Consider the following 15779-nt stretch of genomic DNA (forward strand, 5'->3'; position numbering starts at 1 on the left):
GGCACAGTCTACGCCCCTGGCAAGTCAGACCTCGACATCGATCCACAGCCCCTTGCGCGGCGCGGCCTGCACTTCGTCGCCCAACTCCTCCACTTCCTCCAGCTCTTCCAGCGCCTCGCCCTCGGGCGTGCCGTCGGCGAGTTGACGGCGCTTGCGCCGACGCTGGTACTCCTCGCGCAGCGCCTGCTCGTCCGGGCGGCGCTCCAGCTCCACGCCGGCATTGCCCGCGCTGGGCGCAGGCGGAGTCACCGGGGTGACATCCGGTCGCGGCTTGGGCACGTCCTGCTGAGCAGTGACGGGTGCCAGACTATGGGGAATCGGCGGCAGCATAGGCTGGTCCTGGGGCAAACCCTGTGGAATGGCGCTGACAAGTCCTCTGGTCAGGCTATCGGCGCAGCGGCTACAGACTTGAGAGCGCCTCGCTACACTTTCCACGATTCGCGATGAGTGCACGCAAATAACCGGCATTCCCGATGATTCGGACGACCGGAGGCGCCGACGGCCATCGCTGAACGCTGCGCGTTCCGGTACCATAGCCGGCTTTTTTTGGGAGGTGTCCATGGCGCAGTATCAACCCGGTCAACGCTGGATCAGTGACAGTGAAGCGGAACTCGGCCTGGGGACCATCCTGGCGCTGGATGGCCGCATGCTCACGGTGCTCTATCCCGCCACCGGTGATACCCGCCAGTACGCCGAGCGCAATGCGCCGCTGACCCGCGTGCGCTTCGCGCCGGGCGATCAGATCACCCACTTTGAAGGCTGGAAGATGACCGTCCGCGAAGTGGACGAGGTCGACGGCCTGCTGATCTACCACGGCATCACCGCGCAGAACGAGCAGCACACCGTCCCGGAAACCCAGCTGTCGAACTTCATCCAGTTCCGCCTGGCCAGCGATCGCCTGTTCGCCGGGCAGATCGACCCGATGTCCTGGTTCGGCCTGCGCTACCACACCCTGGAACACCGCACCCGCCTGCTGCAGTCCTCGCTCTGGGGCCTGGGCGGCGCCCGCGCACAACCCATTGCGCACCAGCTGCACATCGCCCGTGAAGTCGCCGACCGCATGGCGCCGCGCGTCCTGCTGGCCGACGAAGTGGGCCTGGGCAAGACCATCGAAGCGGGCCTGGTGATCCACCGCCAGTTGCTCTCCGGCCGCGCCAGCCGCGTGCTGATCCTGGTACCGGAAAACCTCCAGCATCAGTGGCTGGTGGAAATGCGCCGGCGCTTCAACCTGGAAGTCGCCCTGTTCGACCATGAGCGCTTCGTCGAGAGCGATGCCAGCAACCCCTTCGAAGACACCCAGCTGGCCCTGGTGGCGCTGGAGTGGCTGCGCGAAGACGAAAAAGCCCAGGACGCGCTGTTCGCCGCCGAGTGGGACATGCTGGTGGTCGACGAAGCCCACCACCTCGTGTGGCACCCGGAACAGGCAAGCCCCGAGTACCGTTTGGTCGAGCAACTCTCCCAGGTCATCCCCGGCGTACTGCTGCTCACCGCGACCCCGGAACAGCTCGGTCTGGACAGCCACTTCGCCCGTCTGCGCCTGCTCGACCCGGACCGCTTCCACGACCTGGAAGCCTTCCGCACCGAAAGCAGTCAGTACCGCCCGGTCGCCGAGGCGGTGCAGGAGCTGGTTGACCAGGGCAGCCTCTCCCCCGCCGCCCGCCAGGCCATCCACGGCTTCCTCGGCAGCGATGGCGACGATCTGCTGGCCAGCGTCGAGGCCGGCAATGAAGATGCCCGCGCCCGCCTGGTACGCGAGCTGCTGGACCGCCACGGCACCGGCCGCGTGCTGTTCCGCAACACCCGTGCCGCCGTGCAGGGCTTCCCGGAGCGCCAGTTGCACCCCTACGTGCTGACCAACCCGATCGAGTACATGGAGCTGCCGCTGGGCGAGCACCCGGACCTCTACCCGGAGGTCAGCTTCCAGGCCCAGGCTGACGATGGCGACGAAAACAACCGCTGGTGGCGCTTCGATCCGCGCGTCGAGTGGCTGATCGACACCCTGAAGATGCTCAAGCAGTACAAGGTGCTGGTGATCTGCGCCCACGCCGAGACCGCCATGGACCTGGGCGATGCCCTGCGCCTGAAGTCCGGTATCCCGGCCACCGTGTTCCACGAGGGCATGAGCATCCTCGAACGCGACCGTGCCGCCGCCTACTTCGCCGATGAAGAATTCGGTGCCCAGGTGCTGATCTGCTCGGAAATCGGCAGCGAAGGCCGCAACTTCCAGTTCGCCCATCACCTGGTGCTGTTCGACCTGCCGGCCCACCCGGATCAGCTGGAACAGCGCATTGGCCGCCTTGACCGGATCGGCCAGAAGCACACCATCCAGATCCATGTGCCGCACCTGGAGAACAGCCCTCAGGAACGCCTGTTCCAGTGGTACCACCAGGCGCTGAACGCCTTCCTCAACACCTGCCCCACCGGCAACGCCCTGCAGCACCGCCTCGGCCCGCGCCTGGTGGAGCTGCTGGACGGTGGCGACGACGACGCCTTCGAAGCCCTGCTGGCCGAAGGCACCGCCGCCCGCGAGGCGCTGGAAGCCGAGATGCACAACGGCCGCGACCGCCTGCTGGAGCTGAACTCCGGTGGCGCTGGCGAAGGCGAGGCGCTGGTGGCCGAGATCGAAGAACAGGACGACCAGTTCGCCCTGCCGATCTACATGGAGCGCCTGTTCGATACCTACGGCATCGACAGCGAAGACCACTCCGAGAACGCCCTGATCCTGCGCCCGAGCGAGAAGATGCTCGACGCCAGCTTCCCGCTGGGCGACGACGAAGGCGTGACCGTCACCTACGACCGCGCCCAGGCCCTGGCCCGCGAAGACATGCAGTTCCTCACCTGGGAACACCCCATGGTGCAGGGCGGCATGGACCTGGTGCTGTCCGGCTCGCTGGGCAACACCTCGGTGGCACTGATCAAGAACAAGGCGCTCAAGCCCGGCACCGTGCTGCTGGAGCTGCTGTTCGTCAGCGAAGCCGTGGCGCCGCGCAAGCTGCAGCTGGGCCGCTTCCTGCCGCCGGTGGCGCTGCGCTGCCTGATGGACGCCAACGGCAACGACCTGTCCTCGCGCGTGTCCTTCGACACCCTGAACGACCAGCTGGAAAGCGTACCGCGCGCCAGCGCCAACAAGTTCGTGCAGGCCCAGCGCGACGTCCTGGCCAAGCAATTCGCCGTGGCCGAGACCAAGATCACCCCGCGCCATGCCGAACGTGTCGAAGCCGCCCGCCAGCATCTGACCGCAACCCTGGACGAGGAACTGGCGCGCCTGACCGCGCTCAAGGCCGTCAACCCCAGCGTGCGCGACAGCGAGCTGGACGCCCTGCGCAAGCAGCGTGACGACAGCCTGGCAATGCTGGACAAGGCCTCCCTGCGCCTGGAGGCGATCCGCGTGCTGGTCGCCGGCTGATCGCAACAAGGCTTTTTTCATGGGCGGGCGTTGTTCGCGAGCAAGCTCGCTCCTACAAAAAGCAGGCACTCCCGCAACCTGTAGGAGCGAGCTTGCTCGCGAACCCGCCCCGGCAACGGTCCATCCACGGTTACGCCGCTCTATTCCCGGCATATTCGGACACACCGACTACCATTGACGCTGCGCAAGGGATTCTCGCCCATGGGGGGATAGAGTTTCCTTACCAAGCCACTCATTGAGGGAACACATCATGTACGAGCGCATTCTGGTAGCGGTGGACGGCAGCCCGGTTTCCGACCGCGCCCTGGTCGAAGCGGCCAAGCTGGCCCAACTGAGCGGCGGTGAGCTGCGTGTCGTCACTATCGTCGACAGCCCGCTGCGCCATCTGCCCGACTACGCCGTGTACTACAACCCCGAACCACTGCGCGAGGCCGCGCTGAAGGCCGCCGATGACATCCTCGGCAAGGCGAAGGAGAAGATTGCCGAGTTCCCGGTGAAGGCCAGCTTCGAGCGGGTCTGCCAGGAACGCGCCAGCGAAGAGATCGCCGAGCGCATCGAGATCGAGGCCGAAGCCTCCAAGGCCGACGTCATCGTCATGGGCACCCACGGTCGCCGTGGCGTGCGCCGCCTGATGCTGGGCAGCGTGGCCGAAGGCCTGCTGCGCGTCAGCAACCGCCCGGTGCTGCTGGTTCGCGAGAAGTAACAGTCCCCGGAAAGACAAAAGGCCCTGCGGTTTGCACCGCAGGGCCTTTTTCATGGCCGCATGTCACTCGCCGCTGGCTTACTGGGCGGCAGTCATGTCGCGTTTGCAGGAGTGGAAGATATCCAGGTCCGGCTGGTACAGGCTGGTGTGTACGCCGTAGAGGCCAAGCACCGAGTGGAACAGGTTGTCGTGGCTGAGCTCGGCGCCATAGGCTTTCTTCTCCAGGCAACCGCGATCCACGCCCATGCCGCCCAGGGCGCCATTGCCGAACCACATCACCATCGGCACGTGGGTCTGCGCTTTCGGCGCAATGGCATAGGGCGCGGCGTGCAGATAGACGCCATTCTCACCCAGCGATTCACCGTGGTCGGAGACGTAGAGCATCGAGGTATCGAAGCGCTCCTGGTTCTGCTTGAGCAGCTCGACGACCTTGGACAGGAAGAAGTCGGTGTAGAGGATGGTGTTGTCGTAGACGTTCACCAGCTCCTCGCTGCTGCAGCTGCCCAACTGGTTGGTGCGGCACACCGGGGTGAAGCGCTCCAGCGACTTGGGATAGCGGTCGTAGTATTCCGGGCCGTGGCTGCCGTCGGCGTGCAGGACGATGATGGCGTTGTCCTTCAGGCCGTCGATGTAGGCCTGAAGGTTCTGCAGCAGGGCTTCGTCCAGGCAGTTCTTGCCGTCGCAGAACGGCCCCGGCTGGTCCTTCGGGATATCGCGGTTGGGCACGCGCAGGCAGGTACCCTTGCAGTCGCTGTTGTTGTCCAGCCAGAGCACCGACACACCGACGCGCTGGAGGATGTCCAGCAGGCCCTGGTTGGTCTTGCCCTTCTTGTCGCTGTAGTCCTCGCGAGGGAACTTGGAGAACATGCAGGGGACCGACACCGCGGTGGACGTGCCGCATGAGCTGACGTTGGTGAAGTTGAGGATGTCGAGCTTCTTCAGTTCCGGGTTGGTGTCGCGTGCGTATCCATTAAGGGAGAAGTGGTCCGCACGGGCGGTTTCGCCAACGACCAGGATCATCAGCGACTTGCGGCCATCGGCGCTCACCTTGCGTGGCATCACCGCATCCTCGCCGATGGGCTGCACCACCAGGTTTTCCTTGATGCCCAGGCGCTGCTTGGTGAACTTGCTCACCGCGTAGATGTAGTTGGTCGGGTTGATGAAGTGGGTCAGCTTCTCTTCCTGGCGGAACACCGGAGCGTAGGTGGAATAGAACGCCCCCACGCAGACGGCAACCACCACCAGGCAACCGACGATCACCAACACCTTGTTCAGCAAACCTCGGAAGAACGGGCTGTAGCGCACCGGCGTCAGCCAGATGATCACCGCCGGCAGCACGCCCAGCACCAACAGGTAGCCGACCATGCGTGCGCTGAACAACGCGGCGGCCTCACCGGGATTGGTCTCGATGATGTTCTGCACCATCACGGTATCGATCACGACACCGTAGGAGTTCATGAAATATGCCGCCGCCGCCGACACCAGCGCCACCAGGGTCAGCGCCGGCTTGAGCAACGGGCGAAACGACACCAGGGTCAGCAGCAGCGTGAAAGCCGCCCAGAGGAAGAAGGCGAACGATGCGAAGAACGCCACGCCCCATGCGCCTTCCATGGGGACCAGGCTGTTCAGCGCCCGCCAGGTGGCGAAGTTGTAGAACAGCACCAGTGCCAGCGAGAACAGCAGGACCAGCCGCGCGGAGCTGACCTGGGGGAAGAGGCGGCGCTTGCCCTCGGACATCGAGCGCACTCCTTACATCGATAGTCGGATAGGAAAAAGGGATCGCCGACCCTGCCGGCCGGCGGCGCAACTCTAGCGGGCAGTTAGTCAAAAAAGTGTCAAGTTGGCTACAAGCTTTCGGCCAGTGGTCGGATCTGCAATCAGCTGGGCACTCGGCACTACCGTGCGTCGCGTGCCGCCAGGCTTTGCGCCGAAAAGTCAGCGCGTTGCTTGCAGCGTCAAGTTGGCTTCCTAGACTCAAAGCAAAGTGATATCAATCTGCCTGCGCATTCCCCGACATCCGGAGTATCCCGCCCATGGATTGGCACCAGGACGCCGTACCCGATGCAGTGCTGCTGGAGTGTTCCCATAACCCCGGGCTGGTCCTGCTGGCCATCCTGATCGCCTGTGTCGCCAGCTTCGTAGCCCTGAACATCACTGCGCGAATGGCCCGCGCGCCGCAACACGCCCACCGCTGGCAGTGGGTTGGCGGCATCTGCCTGGGCAGTGGCATCTGGTCGATGCACTTCGTCGCCATGCTGGCCTTCCACGCCTCGGTGCCGCTGCATTTTTCCGGCGGGCTGACGCTGCTGTCGCTGCTCATCGCCATCGCCATCTGCGTGGTTGCCATGCGCCTGCTCGCCCACGCCGGGCTGAGCCCGCTGCAATACCTGCTCGCCGCCTGCTGCATCGGCGCCAGCATCGCCGGCATGCACTACACCGGCATGGCCGCCATCGAGTCGCCACCGACGCAGCACTACGACCCGCTGCTGGTCACCCTCTCGGTACTGATGGCCGTGCTGGTGGCCTTCGTCGCGCTGGTGCTCGCGCCGGTGCTCAACCGCCAGCCGGCGGGCCGCCAGTGGATCTACCAGATTCTCGCCAGCCTGCTGCTGGGCGGCGCCATTTCCAGCATGCACTTCACCGGCATGGCTGCGCTGACGCTGACCCTGCCCAGCTGGGTAGCGCCGGTGGCGGACATGGGGCGCAACAACGCCATCCAGCTAGGGCTGATGGTCGGCCTGCTGGCCCTGGCCGTGGTGCTGGCCGGACTCTGGGCGGCCTGGATCGAGGACAGCCTGGAAAGCAAGGAAAGCGAGCTGAGCCGGGTCAACGCCCTGCTCAACCAGTTGGACAATGCCAACGCCTCACTGCAGAAACTGGCGCGCTTCGATGGCCTTACCGGCCTGCATAACCGCAACGCACTCAACGACGAGTTCGAGGCCCGCCTGCAACGCAACCGGCAGAAGGCCCAGGGCATGGCGGTGATTATGCTGGACCTGGACCACTTCAAGCGGGTCAACGACTCCCTCGGCCATGCCGCCGGAGACGAGTTGCTGTGCATCGTTTCCGAGCGCATCCGCAGCGCGCTGCGCAGTACGGACCTGCTGGCGCGCTTGGGCGGCGACGAGTTCTGCATCCTCGCCGACCTGGGCGAGGACCACGAGGCGCGCATCCTCGCCCAGCGCCTCATGCAGCGCATGAAGGAGCCGATCAGCACTGCCGGGCGCAGCCTGGTGATGACCATGAGCCTGGGCATCAGCCTGTTTCCCAACGACGGCGAACAGCCCGAGGAACTGCTCAAGCACGCCGACCTCGCGCTCTACCAGTCCAAGGGCAACGGCCGCAACGCCACGCACTTCTTCAGCCCGCACCTGAAGACCAAGGCGACCCAGGAACTGCAACTGGAAGAGGAACTGCGCAAGGCGCTGTGGGACGACGAACTGGTGCTCTACTACCAACCGATCTTGCGCATCGACCATGGCGAGGTGGAGCAACTCGAAGCGCTGGTGCGCTGGAAACATCCGACCCACGGCCTGCTGGCGCCGGACCGCTTCATCGGCCTGGCGACCGCCAACGGCCTGATCGGCGCGCTGGATGCCTGGGTGCTGCGCCGCGCCTGCGAGGACCTGCGCCGCCTGCACGACCTGGGCTACAGCGGCCTGCGGGTCGCGGTGAACTGCTGCGCCAGCAACCTGGGCCGCGAAAGCCTGGTGGACGAGGTGAAGCAGACCCTCGCCGACACCGGTCTGGCTGCGCGCTACCTGGAAATGGAAGTCACCGAGAACGCCGTGATGGCCAACATCAGCCAAGCCATCCCGCTGCTCAACCGCCTGCGCGATCTGGGTGTAAGCCTGTCCATCGATGATTTCGGCACCGGCTATTCCTCCCTGTCCTACCTGCGCCAGTTGCCGCTGGATGCGCTGAAGGTGGACCGCTCCTTCATCCGCGACGTACCGCAATCGCGCCGCGACAGCGAGATCGCCCAAGCGATCATCGCCATGGCGCAGAAGCTTCACCTGAAGGTGATCGCCGAGGGGGTGGAGCATGCGCAGCAACTGGCGTTCCTGCGCGACAACCATTGCGAGCTGGCGCAGGGCTACCTGTTCAGCCGGCCCCTGCCCTTATCCGCGCTGGTGGAATTCCTCGAGGCCTACCACGAGGACAGCGACTCGGCGCTGCTGCGCAACCAGGCCTGAGCCGGGTCCGCCTCAGAAATCGAACTTGCCAGCGCGCCAGCGCGGCAGCCAGCGCAGGGAATCGGCGGTAGTGCCGGTGGGACGGTACTCGGCGCCCAGCCAACCGTCGTAGCCCACGTCGTCGAGCACCTGCAGGGGTACTTCGAACTCCATCTCGCCCGAGCCCGGCTCGCCGCGCTCGGGGTAGTCGGCGAACTGCACGTGGCCGATCTGGCCCATCAGCGCGTAGATACAATCCACCAGTTCCAGGCCCATGCGCGCCATGTGGTAGAGGTCAAGCTGCGCACGCAGGTTTTCCCGCGCCACGCGCTCGAGCATGTCCTGCAGGTGCTCGGGCGTGTTGAGCAGGAAGTCCTTCATGTCGTGGCAGTTGATGGCTTCCATCAGCACATCGGTGCCACTGCCGGCAAAGGCATCGCAGGTGGCGCGCAGACGCTCGGCGAGGGTCTGCAGGGCAACCTCGCGCTCCAGCCCCTCGACCAGTCGGCCAGCCAGCACGTTGATGTGCTGCGGCTTGACGATGCGCGCGTAGTTCAGCGCCTTGGCCAGCGCCACCTCGAACTCCGCCGCGCGCTCCGGCACGGCGGCAATGCCCGGCCCGCCCTGCATCAGGTCACCGGCCGGCAGGTTGATCAGCACCAGCGGCAGGCCGGCCTCGTCCAGCGCGACCTTCAGGTCCTGTGCGGGGACGTCGTAGGGGAACTGGATTTCCACGCCCTCGAAGCCGGCCTTGGCGGCAGCGTCGATGCGCTGCAGCAGCGGAACTTCGGTGAACAGCAGGGACAGGTTGGCGCAGAGTTTCATTGCGGGAATTCCTTCGAAAGACGGTATTGCTCGACCAGCGTAGCCGGGTCGCGTTCGAGATTGCCCTGGCTGCCATGCAGGCGCATCAGCTGCGCGGCGAGGCCGCTCATGGGCGTGGCCGAGCCCTCCTCGCGGGAAAGCTTCACGGCGGTGTCCAGATCCTTGAGCAGCGTGCGCACGTGCCACTTCACGGGCTCGAAGCGGCTCTCGGCCATCTGCGGGGCCAGGATCTGCAGGGGTTTGGAGTCGGCGAAACCGCCGGCCAGGGCCGGGGCGATCAGACTCGCGTCAACGCCAGATTTCTCCGCCAGCGCCACCACTTCGGCGATCACCAGGGCATTGCAGGCGACGATCATCTGGTTGCACACCTTGGTCACCTGCCCCGCGCCAACATCCCCCATACGCGTCAGGCGCTGGCCGAGGTGGGCGAGGATCGGCCGCACGCGCTCGACATCCTCGACGCGGCCGCCGGCCATGATCGCCAGGGTGCCGGCCTCGGCGCCCGGCGTACCGCCGGAAACAGGGGCATCGACCCAACGCATGCCGGTACGCGCTTCAAGCTCGGCGGCCATTTCGCGGGTTGCGGCCGGCTCCAGGCTGGAGAAGTCCACCAGCAACTGCCCAGCGCGGGCGCCCTCGACGATGCCACCGGCGCCGAACACCACTTCGCGCACGGCGGCCGTATCAGCCAGACAGAGCATCACCACCTCGGCCTCGGCGCACAGCTGGGCCGGCGTCTCCACGGCCTTCGCCCCCTCGGCGGCGAGCAGCTCGCGCTTGCCGGCGGAACGGTTCCAGACGGTCAGCGGAAAACCGGCGGCGAGCAGGCGGCGGGACATGGGTACACCCATCAGGCCGAGGCCGGCGAAGGCAAGGGAGGGACTGGCGGACGACATGGATGATCTCCGGTACAAGGGCGGGAAAGTACGGGGACCGGCATTCTAACAGGCGCCGTCGCCTGCCTGCCGAACCGGGCGCGACGAAGTGGAAGGCAGCCAAACAGGCGCGACGCCACTATACTCCCGGAGTTTTTTCCGCCATTGACCCGGAGAACTCTCCCCATGCTCAAACGCACCCTGGCGCTCGCCGCCGGTTTCGCTCTGTCCCTGTCCGCCGTTTTCGCCCACGCCGATACACCGAAGGAACTCAAGGTCTCCGCCATTCCCGACGAAGCCCCGACCGAGCTGCTGCGCAAGTTCAAGCCCCTGGGCGCCTACCTCGAAGAGCAACTGGGCATGCCGGTGAAGTTCATCCCGGTCTCCGACTATGCGGGCGTGGTCGAAGCCCTGGCTTCGGATCGCCTGGACATGGCCTGGCTGGGCGGCTTCACCTTCGTCCAGGCACGCCTGAAGACCGGCAACGCCATCCCGCTGGTACAGCGCGAGCAGGACCAGCAGTTCACCAGCAAATTCATCACCGCCGCCCCGAACGTGAAATCGATCCAGGACCTCAAGGGCAAGACCTTCGCCTTCGGTTCGGTATCGTCCACTTCCGGCAGCCTGATGCCGCGCTACTTCATGCAGAAGGACGGCGTGGTGCCCGAGCAGTTCTTCTCCCGCGTCGCTTATTCCGGCGCCCACGACGCCACTGTGGCCTGGGTCCAGGCCGGCAAGGTCGACGCCGGTGTGCTGAACGCCTCCGTCTGGCAGAAGCTGGTGGACAGCGGCAAGGTCGACACCAACAAGGTGAAGGTCTTCGCCACCACCCCGACCTACTACGACTACAACTGGACCGTGCGCGGCAACCTCGATCCGGCCCTGGCCGAGAAGATCAAGAAAGCCTTCCTCGCCCTCGACCCGAGCAAGCCGCGCGACAAGGAAATCCTCGACCTGCAGGCGGCCAGCCGCTTCATCGAAACCCAGCCTGAGAACTACAAGGGCATCGAGGAATCGGCGCGCGCCGCCGGCCTGCTGAAGTGACCCTGAAACTGACCGGCGTGGAGCACATCCACGCCAACGGCCAGCGCTCGCTCGCCGGCATCGACCTCAGCGTCGCTGCCGGCGAGCGGGTGGCGATCATCGGACCTTCGGGCGCCGGCAAGACGACCCTGCTGCGCATCCTGGCAACCTCCCTGCAACCCTCGGCGGGGCGCTACGAGTTGCTCGACGCCCAGCCCTGGGCTCTGAGTGCCGGCGCGCGCCAGCACCTGCGCGCCCGCATCGCGCTGATTCACCAGGCGCCGCCTCTCCCGCCGCGCCAGCGCGTAGTCACCGCCGTACTCGCCGGCCGCCTCGGCCAGTGGCCGCTACTCAAAAGCCTGGCGAGCCTGATCTACCCGCTGGACAGCGCTGGCGCCCGCAGTGAGCTGCAACGCCTGGACCTGGGCGACAAACTCTTCGAGCGCTGCGACCAGCTTTCCGGCGGCCAACTGCAGCGCGTCGGCATCGCCCGTGCCTTGTACCAGCAAGCCGAAGTGCTGCTGGCGGATGAACCCGTTTCGGCCATGGACCCGGTACTCGCCGGCCACACCCTCGGCGTGCTCACCCGCGAGGCGCAAAGCCGCAACGTAACGCTGCTGGCCAGCCTGCACGCCGTGGACCTGGCGCTGGAGCATTTCCCGCGCATCGTCGGCATACGCGATGGCCGCATCGCCTTTGACAAGGCCACGGGGAGCGTCAGCCCCGAGGACCTGCGCGCACTGTATGCCAATGAGCAGCTGGGCCAGACGCCTGCCTCCTCGCCGGTCGGCCAGCCGCTGGTGGTACAGATTCCGCGATGCTGAACCCCGCGCTCACGAAGGCCCCGCCCCGCGACCCGGCGGCGCTGCCACGCCTGCTACTCACCCTGCTCGCCCTCGCCCTGCTGTGGCCGGGGCTACGCCTATCCGAGCTGGATATCGTCGGCCTGTTCAGCGGTGACAACGCGCGAACCATGGCCAACTTCCTCGGTGGCTTCTGGCCGCCGGCCCATGACGAGGAATTCCTCGCCCTACTCGGCCGCGCCACCCTGGAAACCCTGGCCATCGCCACCGCCGGCATGGCCCTGGCGTGGCTGATCGCCTTCCCGGCGGCTTTACTGGCGACCCGTGCACTGTCGATCTCCGCCCTGCCTCGCGGCGGCCTGCCGGCCTGGTGGGCGCGAGCACTGCGCTGGCCGGTACGCGGCTTGCTGATCGTGCTGCGCAGCGTGCCGGAGATCGTCTGGGCGCTGCTTTTCGTCCGCGCCGTGGGCCTGGGCCCCACTGCCGGTGTGCTGGCCATCGCCATCACCTATGGCGGCATGCTTGGCAAGGTCTACGCGGAAATCTTCGAATCGGTGGACCCGCGCCCGACCCGCGCCCTGCTGCTGGGCGGCAGCTCGCGGCTGCAGGCCTTCGCCTACGGCGTGCTGCCCTCGGCGGCCGCGGAACTGATCTCCTACACCGTCTACCGCTGGGAGTGTGCGATCCGCGCCTCGGTGGTAACGGGCTTTGTCGGCGCCGGCGGCCTCGGACAGCAGATCGACCTGTCGCTGCGCATGTTCGCCGGCGGCGAGGTAGCGAGCATCCTGCTGACCTTCCTGGTGCTGGTGCTCGGCGCCGACCTGCTCAGCCGCTTCCTGCGCGGGAGGCTGGAATGACCGGCCTGCTGCGCAGCCTGGGCTGGCTGCTGCTGATCCTGCTCGCCGTCGGCACGTCGTTCGTCTACCTGGACATGGACAGCGGCGGGCTGTTCGACGCCCGTGGTCTCGGCCAGATGCTCGACTACGGCCGCGACTTCCTCTCACCCGACCTGAGCGCAACACATCTCACCTCGGTCGGCCACGGCGCGCTGGAAACGCTGGCGATGTCCGCCATCGGCACCCTGCTCGCGGCGCTACTGGGCATGCTACTGGCGCTACCGGCGGCCGGGCGCTTCGGGCGAGTCGCGCAAAGCCTGTCGCGACTGCTGCTCAATGCCCTGCGCGCGGTGCCGGAGCTGGTCTGGGGCGCACTGATGGTGCTGGCCGCCGGGCTCGGCCCGAACGCCGGCACGCTCGCGCTGGCGCTGCATACCGGCGGCGTGCTCGGCCGATTGTTCGCCGAGGCGCTGGAAAATACCCCGACCGCGCCGGCAGAGGCGGTGCGCCTGGCTGGCGGCGGGCGCATTGCCGCTTTCGCCTACGGCACCCTCCCGGCGGTCTGGCCGCAGTTGGTGGCCTACATGCTCTATCGCTGGGAGAACAACATCCGCATGGCCAGCGTGCTGGGCTTCGTCGGCGCAGGCGGCCTGGGGCAGATGCTGTATTTCAGCCTCAGCCTGTTCCAACAGGCCCAGGCCGCCACGGTGATCATCGCCATGCTGCTCCTGGTGCTGTGCGTCGACAGCCTGAGCGCCTGGGCGCGGCAGCGCTGGGTGAGTCACTAGCCGCCAGACCTCGGTAGGAGCGAGCTTGCTCGCGAATCGTTCACCGGTGGCACAAGCGTCAGGCGGGTTCGCGAGCAAGCTCGCTCCTGCATAGGGCGGCGTTGACGTCACAGGCAATAAAAAGCCCGGCACTTGGCCGGGCTCTTTATTGGATTCAGACCTTACGAATCGCCGTGGATCACCTTGTCCAGGTCGATCGGGTCGCCAGGCTGGGTGCCGAGCTTCTGGCGGATGTCCTCGAACATCGCGTCGTATTCCTTGTGGTTACGCACCATCGAGCCGAACCGAGGATGCAGGCCATGCTTTTGCGCAATGCGAGTGGCATCGCTGGCAAAGTTGAAGGCCTGCTCCTTGGGCATGTCCCATTCTTCGGTGAAGGCATTGCCGTCGATCTCGCCCTTCATGACGAAGTGAACGATGGTGCCTTTTTCCACATCCTTGCGGACTTCATAGTTGATGTGAGCGTCGATCTCCTGCTGCCCCAGACCCGGTAGGGACTGGAGATGCAGATGGCCCGGTTCGAACATGGCGAATCTCCTTCTATGGAATCCCGACAGTCTAGCCGGCCTTTGCGAATTGGAAATCGCCCTGTGTCAGTGCACGGACTCTTTTCGAACTCTTTCCTGTACCAGCACCCAGGGGGCAATCACCACCGCCCACAGCTCCGGGTCGCGGTCGTGGAAGTCCTGCGCCAGCTTCTCGTCGACTTTGCTCAGATCACCACTGGCCAGCCAGGCGGACACCTTCGCCCTGTCGTCCTCGGCCACGCCCATTGCGACCTCCACCAGATCGGCAGAACCCGCGACCTTGAGCAGGTTGCCACGGGCGAAGAAGGGCGCGAGCTCCTGCCAGGAAATCTTCGCGGTTTCGCCAAGCAACTTGGCATAGAGGGTGCTAGCTTGATCAGTCATGAATCTCACCTGGTAAACGAACGGCGCCATGATAGCGCCGAGACCGCGCCAGGCAAGGTTCGGACGGCGTTTTCCATGGTGGCGGAAAACCCACGGCGAAAAGTCGGAAGGCGCCGTTTTTCTGTACGTTTGTGTCAATCTTGCGACATGCCCAGGGATGGCCTGCCGCCCCCCGCTTTTCAAGCGGTCAGGCGGCACTCTACACTGTACCGGTACAGTTGCCGGTGGGCCTGTCCGGGGCAATCCCGGTCCGGTAGCCCCTCGGCCACCAGGACTACAAAAACGAAAACACAAGAAGAGTGGAGCACTATGAAAAAGGGTACTCAGCGTCTTTCCCAGCTGTTCACCGCCATGGCCCTGGCCGGCGTTGCCAGCTTCTCCATGGCCGCGGACACCATCAAGATCGCTCTGGCCGGCCCGGTGACCGGCGCAGTCGCCCAGTATGGGGAGATGCAGTTCATTGGCGCGAAGATGGCCATTGAGCAGATCAACAAGGCTGGCGGCGTCGACGGCAAGCAACTCGAAGGCGTGGTCTACGACGACGCTTGCGATCCCAAACAAGCCGTGGCCGTTGCCAACAAGATCGTCAACGATGGCGTCAAGTTCGTCGTTGGCCACCTGTGCTCCAGCTCCACTCAACCGGCTTCGGACATCTACGAAGACGAAGGCGTGATGATGATCACCGCCGCATCGACCAGCCCGGACATCACTTCCCGCGGCTACAAGCTGATCTTCCGCACCATCGGTCTGGACAGCCTGCAGGGCCCGACCGCCGGCAAGTTCATCGCCGAGCACATCAAGCCCAAGACCGTGGCCGTGATCCACGACAAGCAGCAGTACGGCGAAGGCATCGCCACTGCCGTGAAGAAGACCCTGGAAGACGCTGGCATCAAGGTCGCCCTGTTCGAAGGCATCAACGCCGGCGACAAGGACTTCTCCGCGATGATCGCCAAGCTCAAGCAAGCCAAAGTGGACTTCGTCTACTACGGCGGCTACCACCCGGAGCTGGGTCTGATCCTGCGCCAGGCTTCCGAGAAAGGTCTGAAAGTCGGCTTCATGGGCCCGGAAGGCGTGGGTAACAAAGAAATCTCCGCCATCGCCGGCCCGGCTTCCGAAGGCCTGTACGTGACCCTGCCCAAATCCTTCGACCAGGATCCGAAGAACCAGGCGCTGGTTGATGCCTTCAAGGCCAAGAACGAAGACCCGAGCGGTCCGTTCGTGTTCCCGGCCTACGCCGCGGTACAGGTCATCGCCGAAGGCATCAAGAAAGCCGGCAGCGAGGACACCGACAAGGTAGCCGCCGCTCTGCGCTCCAACACCTTCGCGACCCCGACCGGTGACCTGGCCTTCGACGAGAAGGGCGACCTGAAGAACTTCAACTTCGTGGTCTACCAGTGGCACAAGGACGGCACCAAGACCGAAGCCAAGTAAGCC

The 15779-nt window shown here is 65.5% G+C and carries 14 protein-coding genes; 8 read left to right on the forward strand and 6 right to left on the reverse strand.

Annotated elements, in window-relative coordinates; translation table 11 throughout:
* Window positions 1-24: 24 nt before the first annotated feature.
* Window positions 25-330 carry an aspartate-semialdehyde dehydrogenase gene (locus ACNFH5_RS04245; RefSeq protein ID WP_416744458.1) on the reverse strand — a complete coding sequence of 102 codons (306 nt, stop codon included), beginning with the start codon at window positions 328-330 and terminating at the stop codon, window positions 25-27.
* Window positions 331-553: 223 nt separating this feature from the next.
* Here ACNFH5_RS04245 and rapA point away from each other — a divergent pair, with 223 nt between their 5' ends.
* Window positions 554-3406: an RNA polymerase-associated protein RapA gene (rapA, locus tag ACNFH5_RS04250; RefSeq protein ID WP_416744460.1), complete on the forward strand. Its 2853-nt coding sequence runs from the start codon at window positions 554-556 to the stop codon at window positions 3404-3406.
* A 250-nt stretch (window positions 3407-3656) separates the two neighbouring features.
* The gene (locus tag ACNFH5_RS04255; RefSeq protein ID WP_416744461.1) at window positions 3657-4109 is read left to right on the forward strand and encodes a universal stress protein; all 453 of its coding nucleotides are present in this window, start codon (window positions 3657-3659) and stop codon (window positions 4107-4109) included.
* A 78-nt stretch (window positions 4110-4187) separates the two neighbouring features.
* On the opposite strand, the gene ACNFH5_RS04260 is transcribed toward ACNFH5_RS04255, so the two are convergent.
* Complete coding sequence (locus tag ACNFH5_RS04260; RefSeq protein WP_416744463.1) at window positions 4188-5846, reverse strand: phosphoethanolamine transferase; 1659 nt, start codon at window positions 5844-5846, stop codon at window positions 4188-4190.
* Between the two features lie 296 nt (window positions 5847-6142).
* Between ACNFH5_RS04260 and ACNFH5_RS04265 the strand changes: the two genes are divergently transcribed.
* A complete protein-coding gene (locus ACNFH5_RS04265) occupies window positions 6143-8305 on the forward strand; it encodes a putative bifunctional diguanylate cyclase/phosphodiesterase (protein ID WP_416744465.1) in 2163 nt (720 codons plus the stop codon).
* Window positions 8306-8317: 12 nt separating this feature from the next.
* Here ACNFH5_RS04265 and ACNFH5_RS04270 read toward each other — a convergent pair whose 3' ends face one another.
* Both ACNFH5_RS04270 and ACNFH5_RS04275 read right to left on the reverse strand, forming a co-directional pair.
* A complete protein-coding gene (locus ACNFH5_RS04270) occupies window positions 8318-9109 on the reverse strand; it encodes a hydroxypyruvate isomerase family protein (RefSeq protein WP_416744466.1) in 792 nt (263 codons plus the stop codon).
* Window positions 9106-10005, reverse strand: a complete 900-nt coding sequence (locus tag ACNFH5_RS04275) for an NAD(P)-dependent oxidoreductase (protein WP_416744467.1) — start codon at window positions 10003-10005, stop codon at window positions 9106-9108. The genes ACNFH5_RS04270 and ACNFH5_RS04275 overlap by 4 nt, the downstream gene beginning before the upstream one ends.
* A 165-nt stretch (window positions 10006-10170) precedes the next feature.
* On the opposite strand from ACNFH5_RS04275, the gene ACNFH5_RS04280 reads away from it, so the two are divergent.
* The 4 genes from ACNFH5_RS04280 to phnE are packed head-to-tail and all read left to right on the forward strand — an operon-like array spanning window position 10171 to window position 13434.
* Window positions 10171-11028 carry a putative selenate ABC transporter substrate-binding protein gene (locus tag ACNFH5_RS04280; protein ID WP_416744469.1) on the forward strand — a complete coding sequence of 286 codons (858 nt, stop codon included), beginning with the start codon at window positions 10171-10173 and terminating at the stop codon, window positions 11026-11028.
* Window positions 11025-11831 (forward strand): phosphonate ABC transporter ATP-binding protein, encoded by an 807-nt coding sequence (locus tag ACNFH5_RS04285; RefSeq protein WP_416744471.1) that lies wholly within the window; start codon window positions 11025-11027, stop codon window positions 11829-11831. The genes ACNFH5_RS04280 and ACNFH5_RS04285 overlap by 4 nt, the downstream gene beginning before the upstream one ends.
* Window positions 11825-12667: a PhnE/PtxC family ABC transporter permease gene (locus ACNFH5_RS04290; RefSeq protein WP_416744473.1), complete on the forward strand. Its 843-nt coding sequence runs from the start codon at window positions 11825-11827 to the stop codon at window positions 12665-12667. The genes ACNFH5_RS04285 and ACNFH5_RS04290 overlap by 7 nt, the downstream gene beginning before the upstream one ends.
* Complete coding sequence (gene phnE, locus ACNFH5_RS04295; RefSeq protein WP_416744475.1) at window positions 12664-13434, forward strand: phosphonate ABC transporter, permease protein PhnE; 771 nt, start codon at window positions 12664-12666, stop codon at window positions 13432-13434. Before ACNFH5_RS04290 ends, phnE begins: the two co-directional genes overlap by 4 nt.
* Window positions 13435-13595: 161 nt before the next feature.
* Here the strand turns inward: phnE and ACNFH5_RS04300 are convergent, their stop codons facing one another.
* Window positions 13596-13961 (reverse strand): DUF5064 family protein, encoded by a 366-nt coding sequence (locus ACNFH5_RS04300; protein ID WP_024766898.1) that lies wholly within the window; start codon window positions 13959-13961, stop codon window positions 13596-13598.
* 66 nt (window positions 13962-14027) lie between these two features.
* A complete protein-coding gene (locus ACNFH5_RS04305) occupies window positions 14028-14345 on the reverse strand; it encodes a DUF2288 domain-containing protein (protein WP_416744477.1) in 318 nt (105 codons plus the stop codon).
* A gap of 309 nt (window positions 14346-14654) precedes the next feature.
* Between ACNFH5_RS04305 and ACNFH5_RS04310 the strand changes: the two genes are divergently transcribed.
* Window positions 14655-15776: a branched-chain amino acid ABC transporter substrate-binding protein gene (locus tag ACNFH5_RS04310; protein WP_045210450.1), complete on the forward strand. Its 1122-nt coding sequence runs from the start codon at window positions 14655-14657 to the stop codon at window positions 15774-15776.
* Window positions 15777-15779 lie beyond the last annotated feature (3 nt).

This window comes from Pseudomonas sp. NY15435, from assembly GCF_048068295.1.
Taxonomy (GTDB): Bacteria; Pseudomonadota; Gammaproteobacteria; order Pseudomonadales; family Pseudomonadaceae; genus Pseudomonas.

Bases quoted from the DNA above. Each gene is read 5' to 3' on its own strand.
- phnE (WP_416744475.1), top strand. From the start codon at position 12,664: ATGACCGGCCTGCTGCGCAGCCTGGGCTGGCTGCTGCTGATCCTGCTC.
- ACNFH5_RS04300 (WP_024766898.1), bottom strand. From the start codon at position 13,961: ATGTTCGAACCGGGCCATCTGCATCTCCAGTCCCTACCGGGTCTGGGG.
- ACNFH5_RS04270 (WP_416744466.1), bottom strand. From the start codon at position 9,109: ATGAAACTCTGCGCCAACCTGTCCCTGCTGTTCACCGAAGTTCCGCTG.
- ACNFH5_RS04255 (WP_416744461.1), top strand. From the start codon at position 3,657: ATGTACGAGCGCATTCTGGTAGCGGTGGACGGCAGCCCGGTTTCCGAC.
- ACNFH5_RS04260 (WP_416744463.1), bottom strand. From the start codon at position 5,846: ATGTCCGAGGGCAAGCGCCGCCTCTTCCCCCAGGTCAGCTCCGCGCGG.
- ACNFH5_RS04290 (WP_416744473.1), top strand. From the start codon at position 11,825: ATGCTGAACCCCGCGCTCACGAAGGCCCCGCCCCGCGACCCGGCGGCG.
- ACNFH5_RS04245 (WP_416744458.1), bottom strand. From the start codon at position 330: ATGCTGCCGCCGATTCCCCATAGTCTGGCACCCGTCACTGCTCAGCAG.
- ACNFH5_RS04310 (WP_045210450.1), top strand. From the start codon at position 14,655: ATGAAAAAGGGTACTCAGCGTCTTTCCCAGCTGTTCACCGCCATGGCC.
- ACNFH5_RS04265 (WP_416744465.1), top strand. From the start codon at position 6,143: ATGGATTGGCACCAGGACGCCGTACCCGATGCAGTGCTGCTGGAGTGT.
- ACNFH5_RS04305 (WP_416744477.1), bottom strand. From the start codon at position 14,345: ATGACTGATCAAGCTAGCACCCTCTATGCCAAGTTGCTTGGCGAAACC.
- ACNFH5_RS04280 (WP_416744469.1), top strand. From the start codon at position 10,171: ATGCTCAAACGCACCCTGGCGCTCGCCGCCGGTTTCGCTCTGTCCCTG.
- ACNFH5_RS04275 (WP_416744467.1), bottom strand. From the start codon at position 10,005: ATGTCGTCCGCCAGTCCCTCCCTTGCCTTCGCCGGCCTCGGCCTGATG.